This is a genomic window from Streptomyces sp. NPDC047072 (genome assembly GCF_040643855.1).
Classification (GTDB): domain Bacteria; phylum Actinomycetota; class Actinomycetes; order Streptomycetales; family Streptomycetaceae; genus Streptomyces.
This window is the reverse complement of record NZ_JBEYVC010000072.1, coordinates 1-15,754: the sequence shown is the minus strand read 5'-3', so window position 1 is coordinate 15,754 and position 15,754 is coordinate 1. Positions and strand designations below refer to the sequence as shown.

The following is a 15,754-nucleotide window of genomic DNA, read 5'->3' as shown; positions in this document are numbered from 1 at the left end:
CTCAACTGTGAACATCGACCTGTTGGTTCACGGCGGTGACGTGCTCACGGTCGACGAAGCCGGAACCGTCGTTCACAAGGGCGCGGTCGCGGTCCACGAGGGCGAGATCGTCGCCGTCGGCCCGGCCGAGGAGCTGTGTACCCGGTTCACAGCCGATGAGGCCATTGACGCCGAGGGCTGTCTCGTCCTGCCCGGACTCGTCAACACGCACACCCACCTGGCGATGACCCTGCTCCGCGGCCGCGCCGACGACGTCACCCTCCAGGGCTTCCTGGAGCGCGTGCTGCCCGCGGAGGCCGAGCTGCTCGCGCCGAAGAACGTGGCGGCGGCGGTGCGGCTAGCGGTCGCCGAGAGCGTACGGGCCGGGGTGACCTCGGCGCTCGACATGTACTGGTTCCACGAGGCGGCCGAACAGGCGGCGCGGGAGGCGGGCTGGCGGCTGCACTCCGGCCCCACCTTCATGGACGTGCCCGAGCCGCCCGACGGCATGCCCTACGAGGACCGGCTGGCCTGGGCCCGGCAGGACCTGGAGGCGCGCGGACCGGCCCGCCCCGGCCGGCGTCCGGTCCTGTTCGCCCACTCCACCTACACCCTCGCCCCCGAGCAGCTGACCGAGATCGCCGCCCTGGCGCGGGAGTTCGGAGCGCTGCTGCACATCCACGCGGCGGAGAACGCCACCGAGGTCGCCACCGTCGAGGTCCGCTACGGCAAGCGGCCCGTCGAACTGCTCGACTCGCTCGGGCTGCTCGGCCCCGACCTGCTCCTCGCGCACGCCGTCGACCTCACCGGCCCGGAGATCGCGGCGCTGGCCCGCACCGGCACCTCGGTCGCCCACTGCCCCGTCTCCAACCTCAAGCTGGGCTGCGGGATCGCGCCGGTGCCGCGGCTGCTGAGTGCCGGGGTGACCGTCGGGCTCGGCACGGACGGGGCCGTCAGCTCCAACACGCTGGACGTCCTGGGCGCCGTACGGCAGGCGGCGCTCGTGCACAAGGCGGGCGGGGACCCGACAGCGGTCGGTGCCGAGCAGGCCGTACGGATGGCGACGATCGAGGGGGCGCGGGCTCTCGGGCTCGCGGAGCACCTGGGGTCGCTGGAGGCGGGCAAGCGGGCGGACCTGGTCGTGCTCGACCTGGACGCGCCGCATCTGCGGCCGCTGCACGACCCCTGGTCGACGCTGGCGTACGCCGCGCACTCGGCGGACGTGCGGGACACGGTCGTGGACGGGCGGGTGCTGATGCGCGGCCGGGAGCTGCGGACGCTGGACGAGCGGGCGGTGATCGCCGATCTGGAGGCGCTCGTCTGAGCAGGCTCCATAATGAGCTGAGACGTCCGACGTCTCGACAGACGTCCAGGAAGACGACTCGGCAGACGGCGGGACGACAGGGAGGCCGGTCATGGCAGTCACCGACGAGGCGATCGAGAAGATCAAGGGCATGATCGTCTCCGGCGCGCTGCGCCCCGGCGACCGGCTCCCCAAGGAGAGCGAGCTCGCCTCCGAACTCGGGCTGTCCCGCAACTCGTTGCGCGAGGCGGTGCGCGCGCTGTCGCTGATCCGGATCCTGGACGTACGGCAGGGCGACGGCACGTACGTGACCAGCCTGGACCCGCAACTCCTCCTTGAGGCGCTGAGTTTCGTCGTGGACTTCCACCGCGACGACACGGTCCTGGAGTTCCTCGCCGTGCGCCGGATCCTGGAGCCGGCCGCCACCGCGATGGCCGCGTCCCGGATCAGCGAGCAGCAACTGGACGCGCTCTCCGCGCAGTTGGACAAGCTGGGCGAGGCCCCGTCGGTGGAGGAACTGGTCGCCTGCGACCTGGACTTCCACCGCGGGATCGTGCAGAGCTCCGGCAACTCCGTGCTCTGCTCCCTCCTCGACGGCCTCTCCGGGCCCACCACCCGGGCCCGGATCTGGCGCGGCCTGACCCAGGAGGACGCGGTCAGCCGCACCCTCCACGAACACCGCGCGATCCTCGCGGCCCTGCGCGACCGGGACGCGGAGGCGGCACGCTCCTGGGCGACGGTCCACATCGCGAGCGTGGAGCAGTGGCTACGCGCCTCGCTGTGAGAAACGGGGTGCGGGACCCGCTTACGGTGCCGGGGGACCGTCGGATTCCGGTCCTGGACACCTCGGATGACCGGGGGGTGTTCCCGGGTGGTGAACGGGGCAGTGATCCGTTCACTCCCCCGTGCAAGGGGGCTGCGGACGCCCCCGCCGGACGCCGTAAGGTTGGTTCGTCAAGCGAGGGCACGTCGGAAGGAGGCCTGGGTGATCGAGCTCGAGGGGGTTCCCGAGCTGATCGACCCGGTCATGGTGGCCGCGTTCGAGGGCTGGAACGATGCCGGCGACGCCGCCTCCACCGCGGTCGCGCATCTGGACAAGGAGTGGAAGGGCGAGGTGTTCGCGGCGCTGGACGCCGAGGACTACTACGACTTCCAGGTGAACCGCCCCACGGTGTGGCTGGACGGCGGGGTGCGCAAGATCACGTGGCCCACGACAAGGTTGTCGGTGGTCCGCGTCGGCGGCGAGAAGCCGCGCGATCTCGTACTCGTCCGAGGTATCGAACCGTCGATGCGGTGGCGCTCGTTCTGCAACGAGCTGCTGGGCTTCGCCCACGAACTGGGCGTGGAGCTGGTGGTGATCCTGGGCGCGCTGCTCGGCGACACCCCGCACACCCGCCCGGTCCCGATCAGCGGGACCACGTCCGACCCGGACCTGGCCCAGCGGATGGACCTGGAGGAGACCAAGTACGAGGGCCCCACGGGCATCGTCGGCATCCTCCAGGAGGCGTGCACCCACGCGGGCGTGCCCGCGGTGTCGCTGTGGGCCGCCGTACCGCACTACGTCTCGCAGCCGCCGAACCCGAAGGCGACGCTGGCCCTCCTGAACCGGCTGGAGGACCTGATCGACGTACGGATCCCGCTGGGCGAGCTGGCCGAGGACGCGCGCGCCTGGCAGGTGGGCGTGGACCAGCTGGCCGCCGAGGACAGCGAGGTCGCGGAGTACGTCCAGACGCTGGAGGAGGCCCGGGACACCGCGGAGCTGCCGGAGGCCTCGGGCGAGGCGATCGCCCGGGAGTTCGAGCGGTATCTGCGGCGCCGGGACGGCGGCCAGCCGGACCGTACGAAGCCGCCGATGCCCCCGAAGCCGGGCGCGGACGACGAGGACTCGTCGGCGGAGGACTGAAAAAGACACAGGGATGAGGGCGGTGCGCTACCGGCGTACCGCCCTCACCCCTTCGCGGCCTCAGACCTGCTTCACCGCCACCGCGTCGTAGTCGGTGGCGGGCGTCGGGTCCACGTCGAAGCGCGCGTTGGGCAGGTACAGGCGCCGGCCCCAGGCGGCGGCCGTCGTCGGGATGCGGAAGCGCGGGTCGGTGATGCGGGTGATCGCGGTGCCGCGGGTGCCGGAGTCGTTCAGCCGGAAGACGTCGACCGCGTTCTGCGCCTGCTGGACGGCGTAGAGGGTCCGGCCGAGGAGCAACAGGCCGTCGCCGTTGGGGAGTTTCGCCGTGCCGAGGTCGACGGCGCGGGCGGCGCCGGTGCGCGGGTCGACCCGCATGAGGCCGCCGCCGTTCGCGAAGACGTTGACCACGAGCAGGGCGCGGCCGTCCGGGGTGCGTTCGATGCCGTTGGCGGTGAACTCGGGGCCCTGCTGCCAGTCGCCGGTCAGCGGTACGGTCGTCACCCCGCCCTTGGCCAGCCTGTAGAGCACCGGCTTGAAGGAGTCGGTGAACCAGGCGGCGCCCGGGGTGAGGATCACGTCGTTCACGAAGGTCCCGCCGACGGCGTACACCTCGGTCGCGCCGGAGCGGGCGTCGGCGACCCGGATCTCGCCGCTGTCGCCGCCGGCCAGGAAGAGTCTGCCGTGCCGGTCGATCTTGAGGCCCACGGTCGGGCGCCCGGCGCCCTTCACGACGACCGAGCCCCGGCCGGTGGCGAGGCTCGCCCGGTAGACGGAGCCGTCGGCGAGTGAGCCGAAGTACGCGAAGGGCCGCGCGCCGATGGTGATGCCCTCGGGCTGGAAGCCGTCCGGGAGCGGGAACTGCGTCGGCCAGGCGGCCTGCCGGGTTTCGGCCGCCTGCGCGGTGGAGCCGAGCAGGGCCGCGCCGGAGAGCGCGGCGGTCGTGGTCAGGAGGGTGCGACGTGCGAAGGAACGGTCTGCGGGTGCCACGGTGCGTCCTTCCGCAAAGGGGCCGGCGGGTGGCCGGCCGAACGGTTGAGCGACGCTCCCACCCCATCACATGACGGCCGCCTCCACAGCCTTTGGCTGGTTTGTGACGTGACATCAATTTCCGGACGGATTGCACCGGTTACCCAATTCAACTTGTTTCCAAACCGAGTTGGCGAACGCGGTCTGGACGGACTGCCGTCGCGGTGCTTGGTTGTCCCCCGGAAGGCACCCGCACGGACCGAAGGGAGCGGTACCCGATGACCGAACAGGTACAGCCGCCGCAGGGCCCGGGAGCCACCGGGCCGGGGCCCGACGGAGCGGGGTTCACCTACCGTGGGGCCGGACAGGAACTGATCGTCGTCGCCCGCCCCGAGGCCCGGCTGCGGGCCGAGGCCGAGGGCGTGCGCTCGGCGGCGGGCGCGGACGTGTCGGCGCTCAACATGTTCCTCGGCGACGAACAGCTCGCCCTGGAACCGCTGTTCGGCGGCGAGGAACGGCTCCGGCAGAGCGTCGGCACCCTCGGCGCCGAGGACGTTCCCGACCTCGCGCAGTTCTACCGGGTACGCGGAGGTGGTGGCCGGGTCGAGGAGCTGCGGGCCCGGATCGCCGCGCTGCCGGAGATCGACACCGCGTACGTGAAGCCGCCCGCCGTGCCCGCGACGGTGGCCGACGACCGGCGCCGGCTCAAGGAGGGCGCCCCCGCCACGCCCGACTTCACCGGCCGGCAGGGCTATCTGCGCCCCGCACCCGAGGGCATCGACGCCCACTGGGCCTGGCAGCGCCCCGGTGGAACGGGTCAGGGGGTGACCGTGATCGACGTCGAGGGCGCCTGGCAGCTGGGCCACGAGGACCTGGCCGCCAAGCTCGCCGGAGTCGTCGTGGGCACCCCGCTGACCGATGTGGCCTGGCGCAACCACGGCACCGCCGTGATCGGCGTGATCGGCGGCGACCGGGGCGAGCGCGGGGTGACCGGGATCGTGCCGGAGGCGGTGACCGCGGCCGCGTCCTTCCAGGACATCGGCACGGCGGCCGCGATCCAGGCGGCGGCCGAGCGGCTCGGCCCCGGTGACGTCGTCCTGGTCGAACTGCACCGCCCCGGACCGCGGTTCGACCACGAGATCCGCGACGACCAGCGCGGGTACGTCCCGATCGAGTGGTGGCCGGACGACTTCGCGGCGGTGCGGTACGCGACCGCCAAGGGCGTGCTGGTCGTGGCCGCCGCGGGCAACGGCGGCGAGTCCCTGGACGACGCCCTCTACGAGCGCCGTCCCGACGAGTTCCCCGAGTGGTGGCGCAACCCCTTCAACCCCTCCAACCAGTCCTCGGGCGCGGTCCTGGTCGGCGCGGGCGCCCCGCCGCCCGGCACGCACGGCCGCGACCACGGCCCGGACCGCTCCCGGCTCGCCTTCTCCAACTACGGCGCGCGCGTGGACGCCCAGGGCTGGGGCCGCGAGGTCACCACCACCGGCGGCTTCTGGGACCGGCCCGGCGACCTCCAGGGCGGGCCCGAGGAGATCGCCTGGTACACGGACACGTTCTCCGGTACGTCCGCCGCCGCCCCGGTGGTGGCCGGCGCGCTGGTCGCGCTCCAGGGCATGCTCAAGGCGGCCGCCCAGCCGGCGATGACCCCGGAGCGCGCCCGGGCGGTGCTGCGCGCCACGGGTTCCCCGCAGCAGGACGCGCCGGACCGGCCCGCGTCCCAACGGATCGGCAACCGGCCCGACATCAAGGCGGCGGTCACCCGGCTGCTCCCCGAGGCGGTCGGCTCGGGCCACGCGGAGCGGTACTGGGACGAGTTGCTGCCCTATCCCCGTGAACTCCCGCCACGGCTCCGGCTGTTCGTGGCCGGTGCCTGGCGCAACCTCAACCACCCGTCCCCCGAGATCCGGCAGGCGGTGCACGCCGCGTTCGCGGGCGGACGGCCCGACGTCCGGGTGTGGTTCTCGGACGACGAGATCGTCGGCCTGGTCGTCACCGGCTGACGGTCCCCGCACGGCACGACCCGACTCCATCAAGGGAAGGTGACACCCGTATGAGCATCACCCCGCAGATGGGCCAGCAGTTCCCGAGCACGTCGCCATATCAGCAACAGGGCGGTTCCGGTTCTCTGGAGCAGCTCCAACAACTGGGGCAGCAGCAGCCCTACCAGCAGCTCCTCCAGCAAATGGGAGGACAGCAGCAGGGCTTGGGCCAGCAGCAGCAACAGAACCAGCAGGAGCAGCAGATCCAGCAGCTCACCCAGTCCGTGGTGCAGCAGGTCCAGACCCAGTCGCTCGCCGCCGGCGTGGCCGACGCCTTCATCGACATCGTCCAGCCGCTCCCGGGCCAGCCGCAGCAGATCTTCCTGCGGATCGACGGACAGTTCCGCAGCCTGACCACACCGTCGCCGCAGCTCCACCAGCAGATCCAGCAGGCGTTCGCCTTCGGCCACCAGGTCGTCGGCGTCTGGGACGGCCAGTCGCCGAACGTGCTGCGCAGCGTACGGATCCAGCGCTTCTGACCGACGCCTGAACAGCGGGAAGGGGCGCTTCCCTCCGCGAGCACCACAAGCTCCGCGGGGAGGAAGCGCCCCTTCTCAGGACCTGCTACAACGCCACGCCCAGCAGCGCGTCCACCGCACGTGTCACCACACCGGGCGCCCCGATGTCCGTACCACCCTGCTCCCCCTGAAGCTCGGCCCAGCGGTCCACCGCTGCCAGCGCGGCCGGCGCGTCCAGGTCGTTGGAGAGGGCCTCGCGGATCTCCTCGACGAGCGCCTCGGCGGACGGACCGTCCGGCCGGGAGACGGCGGCACGCCAGCGCCCGAGCCGATCAACGGCGCCCTGGAGGACCTGGTCGGTCCACTCCCAGTCGGCCCGGTAGTGGTGGGCGAGGAGCGCGAGCCGGATCGCGGCGGGGTCGACGCCGTCCCGGCGCAGCGCGGAGACGAAGACCAGGTTGCCCTTGGACTTCGACATCTTCTCGCCGTGCAGGGCGACCATGCCGGCGTGGACGTACGCCTTGGCCATCGGGAACTCGCCGGTCAGCACCTGGGCGTGGGAGGCGCCCATCTCGTGGTGCGGGAAGGCGAGGTCGGAGCCGCCGCCCTGGACGTCGAAGGTCATGCCCAGGTGGTCGAGGGCGATCGCGACGCACTCGATGTGCCAGCCGGGGCGACCGCGCCCCAGGGAGCCGCCGTCCCAGCTGGGCTCGCCCTCGCGGGCGGCCATCCACAGCATCGGGTCGAGCGGGTTCTTCTTGCCCGGCCGGTCCGGGTCACCGCCGCGCTCGGCGGACAGCAGCCGCATGGCGGCCGCGTCGAGGTTCGAGACCCGGCCGAAGTTCGGGTCGGACTCGACGGAGAAGTAGACGTCCCCTTCGAGCTCGTAGGCCGCGCCGGCGTCCCGCAGGCGCTCCACCAGCGGGACGATCCCGGGTATCGACTCGACGGCGCCTATGTAGTGCCGCGGCGGGAGCATGCGCAGCGCGGTCATGTCCTCGCGGAAGAGGGCCGTCTCCTTCTCGGCGAGGGCGGCCCAGTCGACGCTGTCCCGCTCGGCCCGTTCGAGCAGCGGGTCGTCGATGTCGGTGACGTTCTGGACGTAGTGAACCTGCCGCTTGGTGTCGAGCCACACGCGCTGCACGAGGTCGAACGCGTTGTAGGTGGCCGCGTGCCCCATGTGGGTGGCGTCGTACGGCGTGATGCCGCAGACATAGAGACGGGCGACGGGACCGGGGTCGAGGGTGACGAGACCACCGGTCGCGGTGTCGTGGATCCTCAGGTCGCGGCCCTGACCAGGCAGGGCGGGGACCTCGGAAGCGGGCCAGGCATGCATGTACATGAGCCTAACCCGGACGGATGTTCCGTATACGAGCCGGACCGGGCCGGATGGCCGGTAAGGCGTACTTGCGTGATACGGGCCCCTGTGCAGCTACACGGGCGGCCACGGAATGGCCGGCCACTCCCCGCTCGGCTCGGGGTGCTTCCCGGAGGCCAGCAGCGCGTCGACACGCGCGCGCGTGGCGTCCAGTTCTACGGCGGTGATCAGCGCCGTCAGCCGTTCGGTCAGCGCTCCCGCGGTCCCGAGCGCCTCCTGGAGCCCCTTGAGGACGTCGACCGCCTCCGGTGTCAGGGGCTCCCCCGCCCAGCCCCAGAGCAGCGTGCGCAGCTTGTTCTCGGTGTTGAAGGTCACTCCGTGGTCGATGCCGTAGAGACGGCCCTCGGCGGCGGGCAGCAGATGCCCGCCCTTGCGGTCGGCGTTGTTGAGGACGGCGTCGAGGACGGCCAGCCGCCGCAGCCGTTCGTCGTCGGCGTGCACCAAGAGTGCCGTCTTGCCTTCGCCGACCTCGGCGAGGCCGATGGCCTTCCAGCCGGGCTCCGGCTCCTCCGCGTCGACCAGGGCCAGCAGTTCGGATCCGGCCTCGCCCTCGATCCACAGCTGGCACATGCCCTCGCCGTACGGCCCGTCGCGCAACACGGTGGGCGGGACCAGCCCCCAGCCGGTCGCCTCGGACACCTCGTACGCGGCGACCTCGCGCTGGGCGAGGGTGCCGTCGGGGAAGTCCCAGAGGGGTCTCTCGCCGCGGACCGGCTTGTAGACGCAGAGCGCCTCCTGGCCGTCGTAGGAGACGGAGCACTGCAAGACCGCGTTGGAGGCGTCCCGGATCTGTCCGCGTACCGTCAGCTCACCCCGGGTGAGCAGCTCTGCCGTGGTCACGCTCCGCGGCGGTATCCGTTCTGGCGCGGACATACGTGTCCTTCCGGGTCGAGCGGGAGGCTGCACAGCGGGCACGGCGGTCGGCCCGCGTTGACGACGTCGAGGGCGCGCTTGGCGAAGGCTCTCGCCTGAGCGCCGGTGAGGCGGACCCGCAGCATCGGGGGCCCGTTCTCCTCGTCCTGGAGGAGCCGCTCCTCGGCCTCGGCGAGGTCCTCCTCGGAGTCGGCCTCCAGCTCCACGAGGGCCTGCGCCTCGACGATCATGCGCTGCTCCTCGCCGTCCCAGGCGAGGGCCATGGTGCCGACCCGGAACTCCTCCTCGACGGGGGTGTCGAGGGGGCCGGTGTCGGAGACCTCGGTCGGGGCCACCGCCGGGACGGAGGCGCTGCCGCCGCTGCGGCGCACCACCTCGTCGAGCAGTTCGTCCATGCGTTCGGCGAGGGCGGCCACCTGCGTCTTCTCCAGGGCCACGCTGGTCACTCGGGGGCCGGCCGTGGCCTGGAGGAAGAACGTACGGCGTCCGGGCAGTCCGACCGTGCCCGCCACGAAGCGGTCCGGAGGGTCATAGAGGAACACCTGACGGGACACGTCCTGTCTCCATTGAGTTCGTGAGTACGGGATCGTCCATGCGTGAACGCGGTTGCGCGGACCGCTTCACCCTACTGCGCCCGACGATCACGGTGCGCCCGCACCACCACCGACCGGAGCGTCACCGCCCTGCGGCTCCTCGCGCGGCACCAGGGAGGCGAAGTCACCGGTGTCGCCCAGGCGCACGAGGAACGGCCTGAGACGGGTGTAACGGATGACGGTGATGGAACACGGTTCTACGGAGATCCGCTGGAAGAGGTCGAGATGAAGTCCGAGTGCGTCCGCCACGAGCGCCTTGATGATGTCGCCGTGCGAGCACATGAGGTACGTGGCGTCGGCGCCGTGATCGCGCTCCACGCGCGCGTTCCACTCGCGTACCGCCTCGGCGGCGCGGGTCTGCATGGCCCGCATGGACTCACCGCCCGGGAAGGCGGCGGCCGACGGGTGCGCCTGGACGACCTCCATGAGGGGCTCGTCCATGAGTTCGGCGAGCTTGCGGCCGGACCAGTCGCCGTAGTGGCACTCGCCGATCCGCTCCTCGGTGTGCGCGGTCACGCCCGGCCGGGCCTCCAGCAGCGGCTGAATCGTTTCCTGACAGCGCTGGAGCGGGCTGACGACCACCTCGGCGATGGGCACCCCGTCGAGCCGTCCGGGCAGCGCGGCGGCCTGCGTGGCGCCGCGTTCGTCCAGGGCGACCTCGGGCGTCCACCCGGCGAGCAGTCCCTCGGTGTTGGCGGTGGATCGTCCGTGCCGGACCAGGATCAACGTGGGCATGCGGCCCAGGGTAGGCGCACGCCCGGATGCCGTGGCGTGCGGGCGAAGGGAGAATACGCTCCGTGATCGTCGACTGCGGGATCTACCGGGACGGGCACCGCGCGGACGGCCCCGAGGACCTCTCCGACGCGCTGGACGCGGCGCGGGCGGCGGGCGGCTTCGTGTGGATCGGGCTGCACGAGCCGACGGAGAAGGAGTTCGAACTGGTCACCCAGGAGTTCGGGCTGCATCCGCTTGCCGTGGAGGACGCCCTCAAGGCCCACCAGCGGCCCAAGCTGGAGGTGTACGACGACTCGCTCTTCCTGGTCCTCAAGCCGGTCCTCTACGAGCCCGAGAGCGACGCCGTCTCCACCGGCGAGGTGATGCTCTTCCTCGGCGACGGCTTCGTGGTGACCGTACGTCATGGCGAGGGGGCGCCCCTGAAGGCCGTACGGGAACGGCTGGAGCACGAGCCGGAGCTGCTCGGCAAGGGACCCACGGCGGTGCTGTACGCGATCGCCGACGCGGTCGTGGACCACTACCTGGAGGTCGCGACCGAACTCGGCACCGACCTGGAGGAGCTGGAGGCGGAGGTGTTCTCGCCGGACGGCGGCGGCTCGCGGAACACCGCCTCGCGGATCTACACCTTCAAGCGGCAGGTCCTGGAGTTCCGCCGGGCCACCGGGCCGCTCACGGTGCCCCTGACCCGGCTCGCGGGCGTGGGGGCGTTCGGCGGGACGGTGCCGTTCGTGAACGAGCGGGCGCGGCCCTTCTTCCGGGACGTCAACGACCATCTCGCGCGCGTGAACGAGTCGGTGGAGGGCCTGGACCGGCTGGTGTCGGACATCCTGTCGGCGCATCTCGCGCAGATGAGCGTCCGGCAGAACGACGACATGCGCAAGATCTCAGCGTGGGCGGCCATGGCCGCGATCCCCACGATGATCGCGGGGATCTACGGCATGAACTTCGACCACATGCCCGAGCTGCACTGGGTGTGGTCGTATCCGGCGGTGATCGCGGTGATGGCCGTCCTGGAGGTGCTGCTGTACCGGACGTTCAAGCGCCGGGGGTGGCTGTAGCTTCGGCTTCGGCTCAGGCGAATTCGGGGGCGGAGGTCGCGGGTCCGCCGAGTGCGTCGCGCCGTTCCGGCATCCTCAGGGAGACCATCCGGCGCCAGCCGCCCGCCCGTTCGTAGGCGTACACGGCGTGGATGCCCGCGGCGAGGACGGCGGCCTTGGCCCGGGACCAGCCGAGGATGCGGCCCATGTGGGACATCACCGCGAGGCTGACGTCCCGGTAGACGCGGATCTCGGCCAGCGCGCACTCGCGGAGCGTGCGCTGGATGGCGCGGCCGTGGCCGGCGTACGCGAACCGCAGCAACTCCTCGTGGCAGTAGGCGAGGTGGTTGTCCTCGTCGTTGGAGATCATCTTGACCGCGCGGCCGAGGTCGGGGTGGTCGGCGAAGTGCTTGCGCAGCAGGTCCATCTGCTCGGAGGCGCGCTGTTCGGTGACCCGGCTGTGGGCGAGGTAGGTGACGATGTCCTGCACGGTCAACCGCTCGTCGCTCTTGAGCTTCTCGTGGGCCAGGCCGATGCCGTGCTTCTCCAGGAGCATCGTGTAGTCGGTCTCCGGCGGGACCGGCACCGGCTCCAGGTGCCGCTTCTTCATCAGGGCGTTGAAGATGCGCCCGTGCTTGTCCTCGTCGGCGCCGTGCCGGGTGATCTTGGGGGCGAGGGCGCGCTCGTCCTGCGGCACCAGCGCGGCGATGCGGGCGTTCTCCCAGCCGCCCTGAGACTCCCCGCTGGCCGCGATGGAGCAGAACAGGCGGAAGGACTCGTCGTTGTCGAGGATCTCCTGGAACAGGCTCTTGGCCGAAAGCATCGTGGGCACCTCTCTGGCGGCCTCTGCGGGGGCTCCGCGGCATTCCGCAAAGAACGAGTCAAATGCGGCGCGAGGGGTGCTGCAACAGCTGTGTCGGACAACTCCGCCAAAAGGAGGACCCATGGAGTCACGCCGGGGGCGTAACCGCGCGGGCGCGGGCGCGTTGATTCACGTGACGGCCGTGGCGGGGAAGACCCCCGAGCCCCCACCACGGCCGCAGAACTTTCCTGACGCCGTTGCCTTATGCGAGGCCGGCGCGCTCCAGGGCCTCGGTGCCGGCCCGCAGCGAGGCGAGACGCTCGTCGAGGGTGAAGCCGGCGGGGGCCAGGGTCAGGGTGGTGACGCCGGCGGCCGCGTACTCCTTCATCCGGTCGGCGATGCGGTCCACGGAGCCGAGCAGGGTCGTCTTGTCGATCAGGTCGTGCGGGATGGCGGCCGCGGCGCCGTCCTTGTCGCCGGCCAGGTACTTGTCCTGGATCTCGGCGGCCGCCGCCTCGAAGCCCATGCGCTGGGCGAGCTGGTTGTAGAAGTTCTGCTTGCGGCTGCCCATACCGCCCACATAGAGCGCGGTGTAGGGGCGGAAGGTGTCGGCGAGGGTGGTCACGTCCTTGTCCTCACCGAGGGCGAGCGGAAGGGTCGGGCAGATGTCGAACCCGTCCAGGGTCCTGCCCGCCTTCTCGCGGCCCGCGCGCAGGTACTGGATCGCGGTGTCCTCCAGGTGCTCCGCGGAGGGGAAGATCAGCAGGGCGCCGTCCGCGATCTCACCGGTCTGCTCCAGGTTCTTCGGTCCGATCGCCGCGATGTACAGCGGGATGTGCTCGCGCTCGGGGTGCACGGTCAGCTTGATCGGCTTGCCGGGGCCGCCGGGCAGCGGCAGCGTCCAGTGCTGTCCCTCGTACGACAGCCGCTCGCGCGCCATGGCCTTGCGCACGATCTCGACGTACTCACGCGTGCGTGCCAGCGGCTTGTCGAACTTGACGCCGTACCAGCCCTCGGAGACCTGCGGCCCGGAGACGCCGAGGCCGAGGCGGAAGCGGCCGCCGGAGAGCGAGTCGAGCGTGGCGGCGGTCATGGCGGTCATCGCCGGCTGACGGGCCGGGATCTGGAAGATGGCGGAGCCGACGTCGATGCGCTCGGTCTGGGCGGCGACCCAGGTGAGCACGGTGGCGGCGTCCGAGCCGTACGCCTCGGCGGCCCAGCAGACGGCGTATCCGAGCCGGTCGGCCTCCTGGGCGACGGCGAGGTTGTCCGCGTCCATTCCGGCGCCCCAGTAGCCGAGGTTGATCCCGAGCTGCATGGCCGATTCCCCTTACCGATCAGTAACGTCCCTGTTCACAAGACCCTAGCGTGAGAAGGGCGGTGGCGAACTGTCGCGTCCCGCACAGTGGCGGGCCGCGGCGCCCGTCCTCGCAGGCAGACGGCGGCGAAGCGCGCGAAACTGGTTGTCCACAGGCCCCCACGCGACATGTTCTGGCCAGTAATCTCGGCGTCCATGGAGCAGAGGCATCTCGGCCGGACCGGCCTGCGCGTGTCCCGCATCGGACTGGGCACCCTCACCTGGGGCAGGGACACCGACGAGCACGACGCCGCGGACCTCTTGAAGACGTTCTGGGAGGCGGGCGGGACGCTCGTCGACACGGCGGACGTGTACGGCGACGGAGAGGCCGAGTACCTGCTCGGACGCCTCATAGAGGGCCTGGTCCCGCGCCGGGACCTGGTGATCTCCACGAAGGCGGGCAGCGTGCCCGACCCGGACGTCCGCGTCGACGGCTCGCGCGGGCATCTTCTCTCCGCGCTGGACGCCTCGCTGGCCCGGCTCGGCACGGACTACGTCGACCTGTGGCACATCCACTCCTACGACCCCCACACCCCGTTGGAGGAGACGCTCCACGCCCTCGACCTCGCGGTCGGCAGCGGGCGGGCGCGGTATGCCGGGGTGTCCAACTTCTGCGGCTGGCAGCTCGCCAAGGCGGGCACCTGGCAGCTGGCCGCGCCCGGGCTGCGGACCCGGCTGGCCGGGACGCAGTTGGAGTACTCCCTGCTCCAGCGGGGCGTCGAGCGCGAGGTGCTGCCCGCCGCGCTCGATCTCGGCATCGGGCTGCTGCCGTCCTCGCCGCTGGGCCGAGGTGTGCTCACCGGCAAGTACCGGGGCAATACGACCCCCGTCGACTCACGCGGCGCCTCCGAGCACCTCGCGCCCTTCGTCGAGCCCTATCTGGACGACACGGCGAGCCGGATCGTCGACGCGGTGTCCACGGCCGCGGACGGGCTCGCGGTGACGCCTCTTCAGGTGGCCCTCGCGTGGGTCCGGGACCGGCCCGGGGTGGCCGCGCCGATCGTCGGCGCGCGCAACGCGCAGCAGCTCACGGCCGCTTTGTCAGTGGAGGCCCTTAGTCTTCCTGACGAGATCTGCCGGGCGCTGGACGATGTGTCGGCGCCCGTGCACCGCTATCCCGATCACGACTGGAGCACGCTGTGAGCACGGAGCCCACGGAGAACACGAAGCCGGGTGCGGGTGCCTCCGGCGGAACGGCCGCAGGAGGGGTGGCCGTGGAGGCCGGGAGCGAGAACGGTGGGGACGTGAGGGGGACCGCGGGGGGCGCCGGGGGCGAGGACGGCGTGGTGGGTGGCGAGCCTTCCGCGTCTGCGGGGGCGGAGGCGGACCGGGCGGATGGCCCCGAGGCGGAGGCCGACCAGGAGCGTGACTCCGAAGCCGGTGGTGGCGGGGGCGACGCGGATGCGGGCTCCGAAGCGGCCGACGGAACGGACGCCGGGGCCGACGCGGCCGGCGGTGAGAAGGCTGCGCCTCAGGTGTCCGAGGCCGCGGCCGAGTTGGCCGCGCAGCGGCTGGAGCGGGAGCGGATCGCGCGGCGCAAGGCCGAGAAGAAGGCGCCCGTCGAGAGCGGGGCCAAGCTGAGCGGGAAGGCGGCGGATCTGCTGGCCGCCGTACGAGCCGTGGAGGGCGGGGGGAAAGCCCCCTCCGCCGTGTTCGGCGAGCCGTCGCGGGAGCCGGTGCCCGGGCCGCGAGCGGCGTCGGTGGAGAGGGACGGGTCCGCGGGGGTGGGCGGTGCGGGACGTTCTGCCGAGGAGGGCGCTTCCTACGGCGCCGCCGGGGCGGGTGACTCCGTCGGCGGGGGTGGCTCGGTCAGTGGGGCCGGCTCCGGGGCCGGGGTGGTTGGGGCCGCCGGTCGCGCTGGCGCCCTCGGCGGGGCCGTCGGCGGCACCGGAACGCTCGCCGGAGCCCCCGTAGGACCCGGAGTCCTCGGGCCGGTGGGAGCCGCTGCCGGGCCCACTCCCGAGAGCGTCGAGGACGCTCGGGGGGTGCTGGTCGAGGGCGGTGCGCCCGAGGCGCTTGCTGGGCAGGTCGCCGGCGCGCTCGGGGAGGGCGCGGGCGCGGTGCTGCGGGAGGATCCCTGGCAGTTGCTGCGGGTCGCCGGTGTGCGGCCCGAGCAGGCGGACGGGTTCGCGCGGGCGCTGCTCGGCGCGGAGTGCGGTCCGGACGACGAGCGGCGCGGCCGCGCGGTCACCGGCTGGCTCCTGGAGCAGGCCGCGCTGGCCGGGCACACGGCCCTCGAACTGCCCATCGCGCCGGGAGCACCGGAACAGCTCACCTTCACCCCGGCCCAGGGAGGCCACGGCGGCACGGTGTCCTGGGAACCGCCGG

Annotated in this window: 15 protein-coding genes; 8 read left to right on the top strand and 7 right to left on the bottom strand. The window is 72.1% G+C overall.

Features of this window, described 5'->3' with window-relative positions; all coding sequences use genetic code 11:
- The first annotated feature begins 7 nt into the window (after window positions 1-7).
- From ABZ896_RS27530 to ABZ896_RS27520, 3 genes are all read left to right on the top strand, one after another.
- Window positions 8-1,303 carry an amidohydrolase gene (locus ABZ896_RS27530; protein ID WP_360934651.1) on the top strand — a complete coding sequence of 432 codons (1,296 nt, stop codon included), beginning with the start codon at window positions 8-10 and terminating at the stop codon, window positions 1,301-1,303.
- Window positions 1,304-1,394: 91 nt separating this feature from the next.
- A complete protein-coding gene (locus tag ABZ896_RS27525; protein ID WP_360934577.1) occupies window positions 1,395-2,066 on the top strand; it encodes a FadR/GntR family transcriptional regulator in 672 nt (223 codons plus the stop codon).
- Between the two features lie 201 nt (window positions 2,067-2,267).
- On the top strand, window positions 2,268-3,185 hold the full coding sequence (locus ABZ896_RS27520; RefSeq protein WP_360934574.1) for a PAC2 family protein: 918 nt from the start codon (window positions 2,268-2,270) through the stop codon (window positions 3,183-3,185).
- Between the two features lie 60 nt (window positions 3,186-3,245).
- Here the strand turns inward: ABZ896_RS27520 and ABZ896_RS27515 are convergent, their stop codons facing one another.
- On the bottom strand, window positions 3,246-4,172 hold the full coding sequence (locus ABZ896_RS27515; protein ID WP_360934571.1) for a superoxide dismutase: 927 nt from the start codon (window positions 4,170-4,172) through the stop codon (window positions 3,246-3,248).
- 257 nt (window positions 4,173-4,429) lie between these two features.
- On the opposite strand from ABZ896_RS27515, the gene ABZ896_RS27510 reads away from it, so the two are divergent.
- Entirely contained in the window at window positions 4,430-6,154 is a 1,725-nt protein-coding gene (locus tag ABZ896_RS27510) for a S8 family peptidase (RefSeq protein WP_360934568.1), read from the top strand.
- Between the two features lie 50 nt (window positions 6,155-6,204).
- Window positions 6,205-6,672, top strand: coding sequence for a hypothetical protein (locus ABZ896_RS27505; RefSeq protein WP_360934565.1), 468 nt, complete (start codon window positions 6,205-6,207; stop codon window positions 6,670-6,672).
- Between the two features lie 85 nt (window positions 6,673-6,757).
- Here the strand turns inward: ABZ896_RS27505 and mshC are convergent, their stop codons facing one another.
- From mshC to ABZ896_RS27485, 4 genes are all read right to left on the bottom strand, one after another.
- Window positions 6,758-7,987 (bottom strand): cysteine--1-D-myo-inosityl 2-amino-2-deoxy-alpha-D-glucopyranoside ligase, encoded by a 1,230-nt coding sequence (mshC, locus tag ABZ896_RS27500; RefSeq protein ID WP_360934562.1) that lies wholly within the window; start codon window positions 7,985-7,987, stop codon window positions 6,758-6,760.
- A gap of 96 nt (window positions 7,988-8,083) precedes the next feature.
- The gene (locus tag ABZ896_RS27495; protein ID WP_360934559.1) at window positions 8,084-8,902 is read right to left on the bottom strand and encodes an SCO1664 family protein; all 819 of its coding nucleotides are present in this window, start codon (window positions 8,900-8,902) and stop codon (window positions 8,084-8,086) included.
- Entirely contained in the window at window positions 8,866-9,456 is a 591-nt protein-coding gene (locus tag ABZ896_RS27490) for a DUF3090 domain-containing protein (protein WP_360934556.1), read from the bottom strand. Before ABZ896_RS27490 ends, ABZ896_RS27495 begins: the two co-directional genes overlap by 37 nt.
- 87 nt (window positions 9,457-9,543) lie before the next feature.
- The gene (locus ABZ896_RS27485; RefSeq protein ID WP_360934553.1) at window positions 9,544-10,230 is read right to left on the bottom strand and encodes a histidine phosphatase family protein; all 687 of its coding nucleotides are present in this window, start codon (window positions 10,228-10,230) and stop codon (window positions 9,544-9,546) included.
- Between the two features lie 62 nt (window positions 10,231-10,292).
- Here ABZ896_RS27485 and corA point away from each other — a divergent pair, with 62 nt between their 5' ends.
- Entirely contained in the window at window positions 10,293-11,288 is a 996-nt protein-coding gene (gene corA / locus ABZ896_RS27480) for a magnesium/cobalt transporter CorA (RefSeq protein ID WP_360934550.1), read from the top strand.
- Window positions 11,289-11,301: 13 nt separating this feature from the next.
- Here the strand turns inward: corA and ABZ896_RS27475 are convergent, their stop codons facing one another.
- Together ABZ896_RS27475 and ABZ896_RS27470 are read right to left on the bottom strand one after the other, a co-directional pair.
- Window positions 11,302-12,090: a ferritin-like domain-containing protein gene (locus ABZ896_RS27475; RefSeq protein ID WP_360934547.1), complete on the bottom strand. Its 789-nt coding sequence runs from the start codon at window positions 12,088-12,090 to the stop codon at window positions 11,302-11,304.
- Between the two features lie 241 nt (window positions 12,091-12,331).
- Window positions 12,332-13,387 (bottom strand): LLM class F420-dependent oxidoreductase, encoded by a 1,056-nt coding sequence (locus tag ABZ896_RS27470; protein WP_360934544.1) that lies wholly within the window; start codon window positions 13,385-13,387, stop codon window positions 12,332-12,334.
- 195 nt (window positions 13,388-13,582) lie between these two features.
- On the opposite strand from ABZ896_RS27470, the gene ABZ896_RS27465 reads away from it, so the two are divergent.
- Entirely contained in the window at window positions 13,583-14,569 is a 987-nt protein-coding gene (locus ABZ896_RS27465) for an aldo/keto reductase (RefSeq protein ID WP_360934541.1), read from the top strand.
- A 332-nt stretch (window positions 14,570-14,901) separates the two neighbouring features.
- The coding region (locus tag ABZ896_RS27460) for a helix-hairpin-helix domain-containing protein (protein WP_360934648.1) at window positions 14,902-15,754 on the top strand (853 nt) is incomplete at its 3' end.

Bases quoted from the DNA above. Each gene is read 5' to 3' on its own strand.
- ABZ896_RS27525 (WP_360934577.1), top strand. From the start codon at position 1,395: ATGGCAGTCACCGACGAGGCGATCGAGAAGATCAAGGGCATGATCGTC.
- ABZ896_RS27510 (WP_360934568.1), top strand. From the start codon at position 4,430: ATGACCGAACAGGTACAGCCGCCGCAGGGCCCGGGAGCCACCGGGCCG.
- ABZ896_RS27505 (WP_360934565.1), top strand. From the start codon at position 6,205: ATGAGCATCACCCCGCAGATGGGCCAGCAGTTCCCGAGCACGTCGCCA.
- mshC (WP_360934562.1), bottom strand. From the start codon at position 7,987: ATGCATGCCTGGCCCGCTTCCGAGGTCCCCGCCCTGCCTGGTCAGGGC.
- ABZ896_RS27495 (WP_360934559.1), bottom strand. From the start codon at position 8,902: ATGTCCGCGCCAGAACGGATACCGCCGCGGAGCGTGACCACGGCAGAG.
- ABZ896_RS27485 (WP_360934553.1), bottom strand. From the start codon at position 10,230: ATGCCCACGTTGATCCTGGTCCGGCACGGACGATCCACCGCCAACACC.
- ABZ896_RS27475 (WP_360934547.1), bottom strand. From the start codon at position 12,090: ATGCTTTCGGCCAAGAGCCTGTTCCAGGAGATCCTCGACAACGACGAG.
- ABZ896_RS27470 (WP_360934544.1), bottom strand. From the start codon at position 13,387: ATGCAGCTCGGGATCAACCTCGGCTACTGGGGCGCCGGAATGGACGCG.
- ABZ896_RS27465 (WP_360934541.1), top strand. From the start codon at position 13,583: ATGGAGCAGAGGCATCTCGGCCGGACCGGCCTGCGCGTGTCCCGCATC.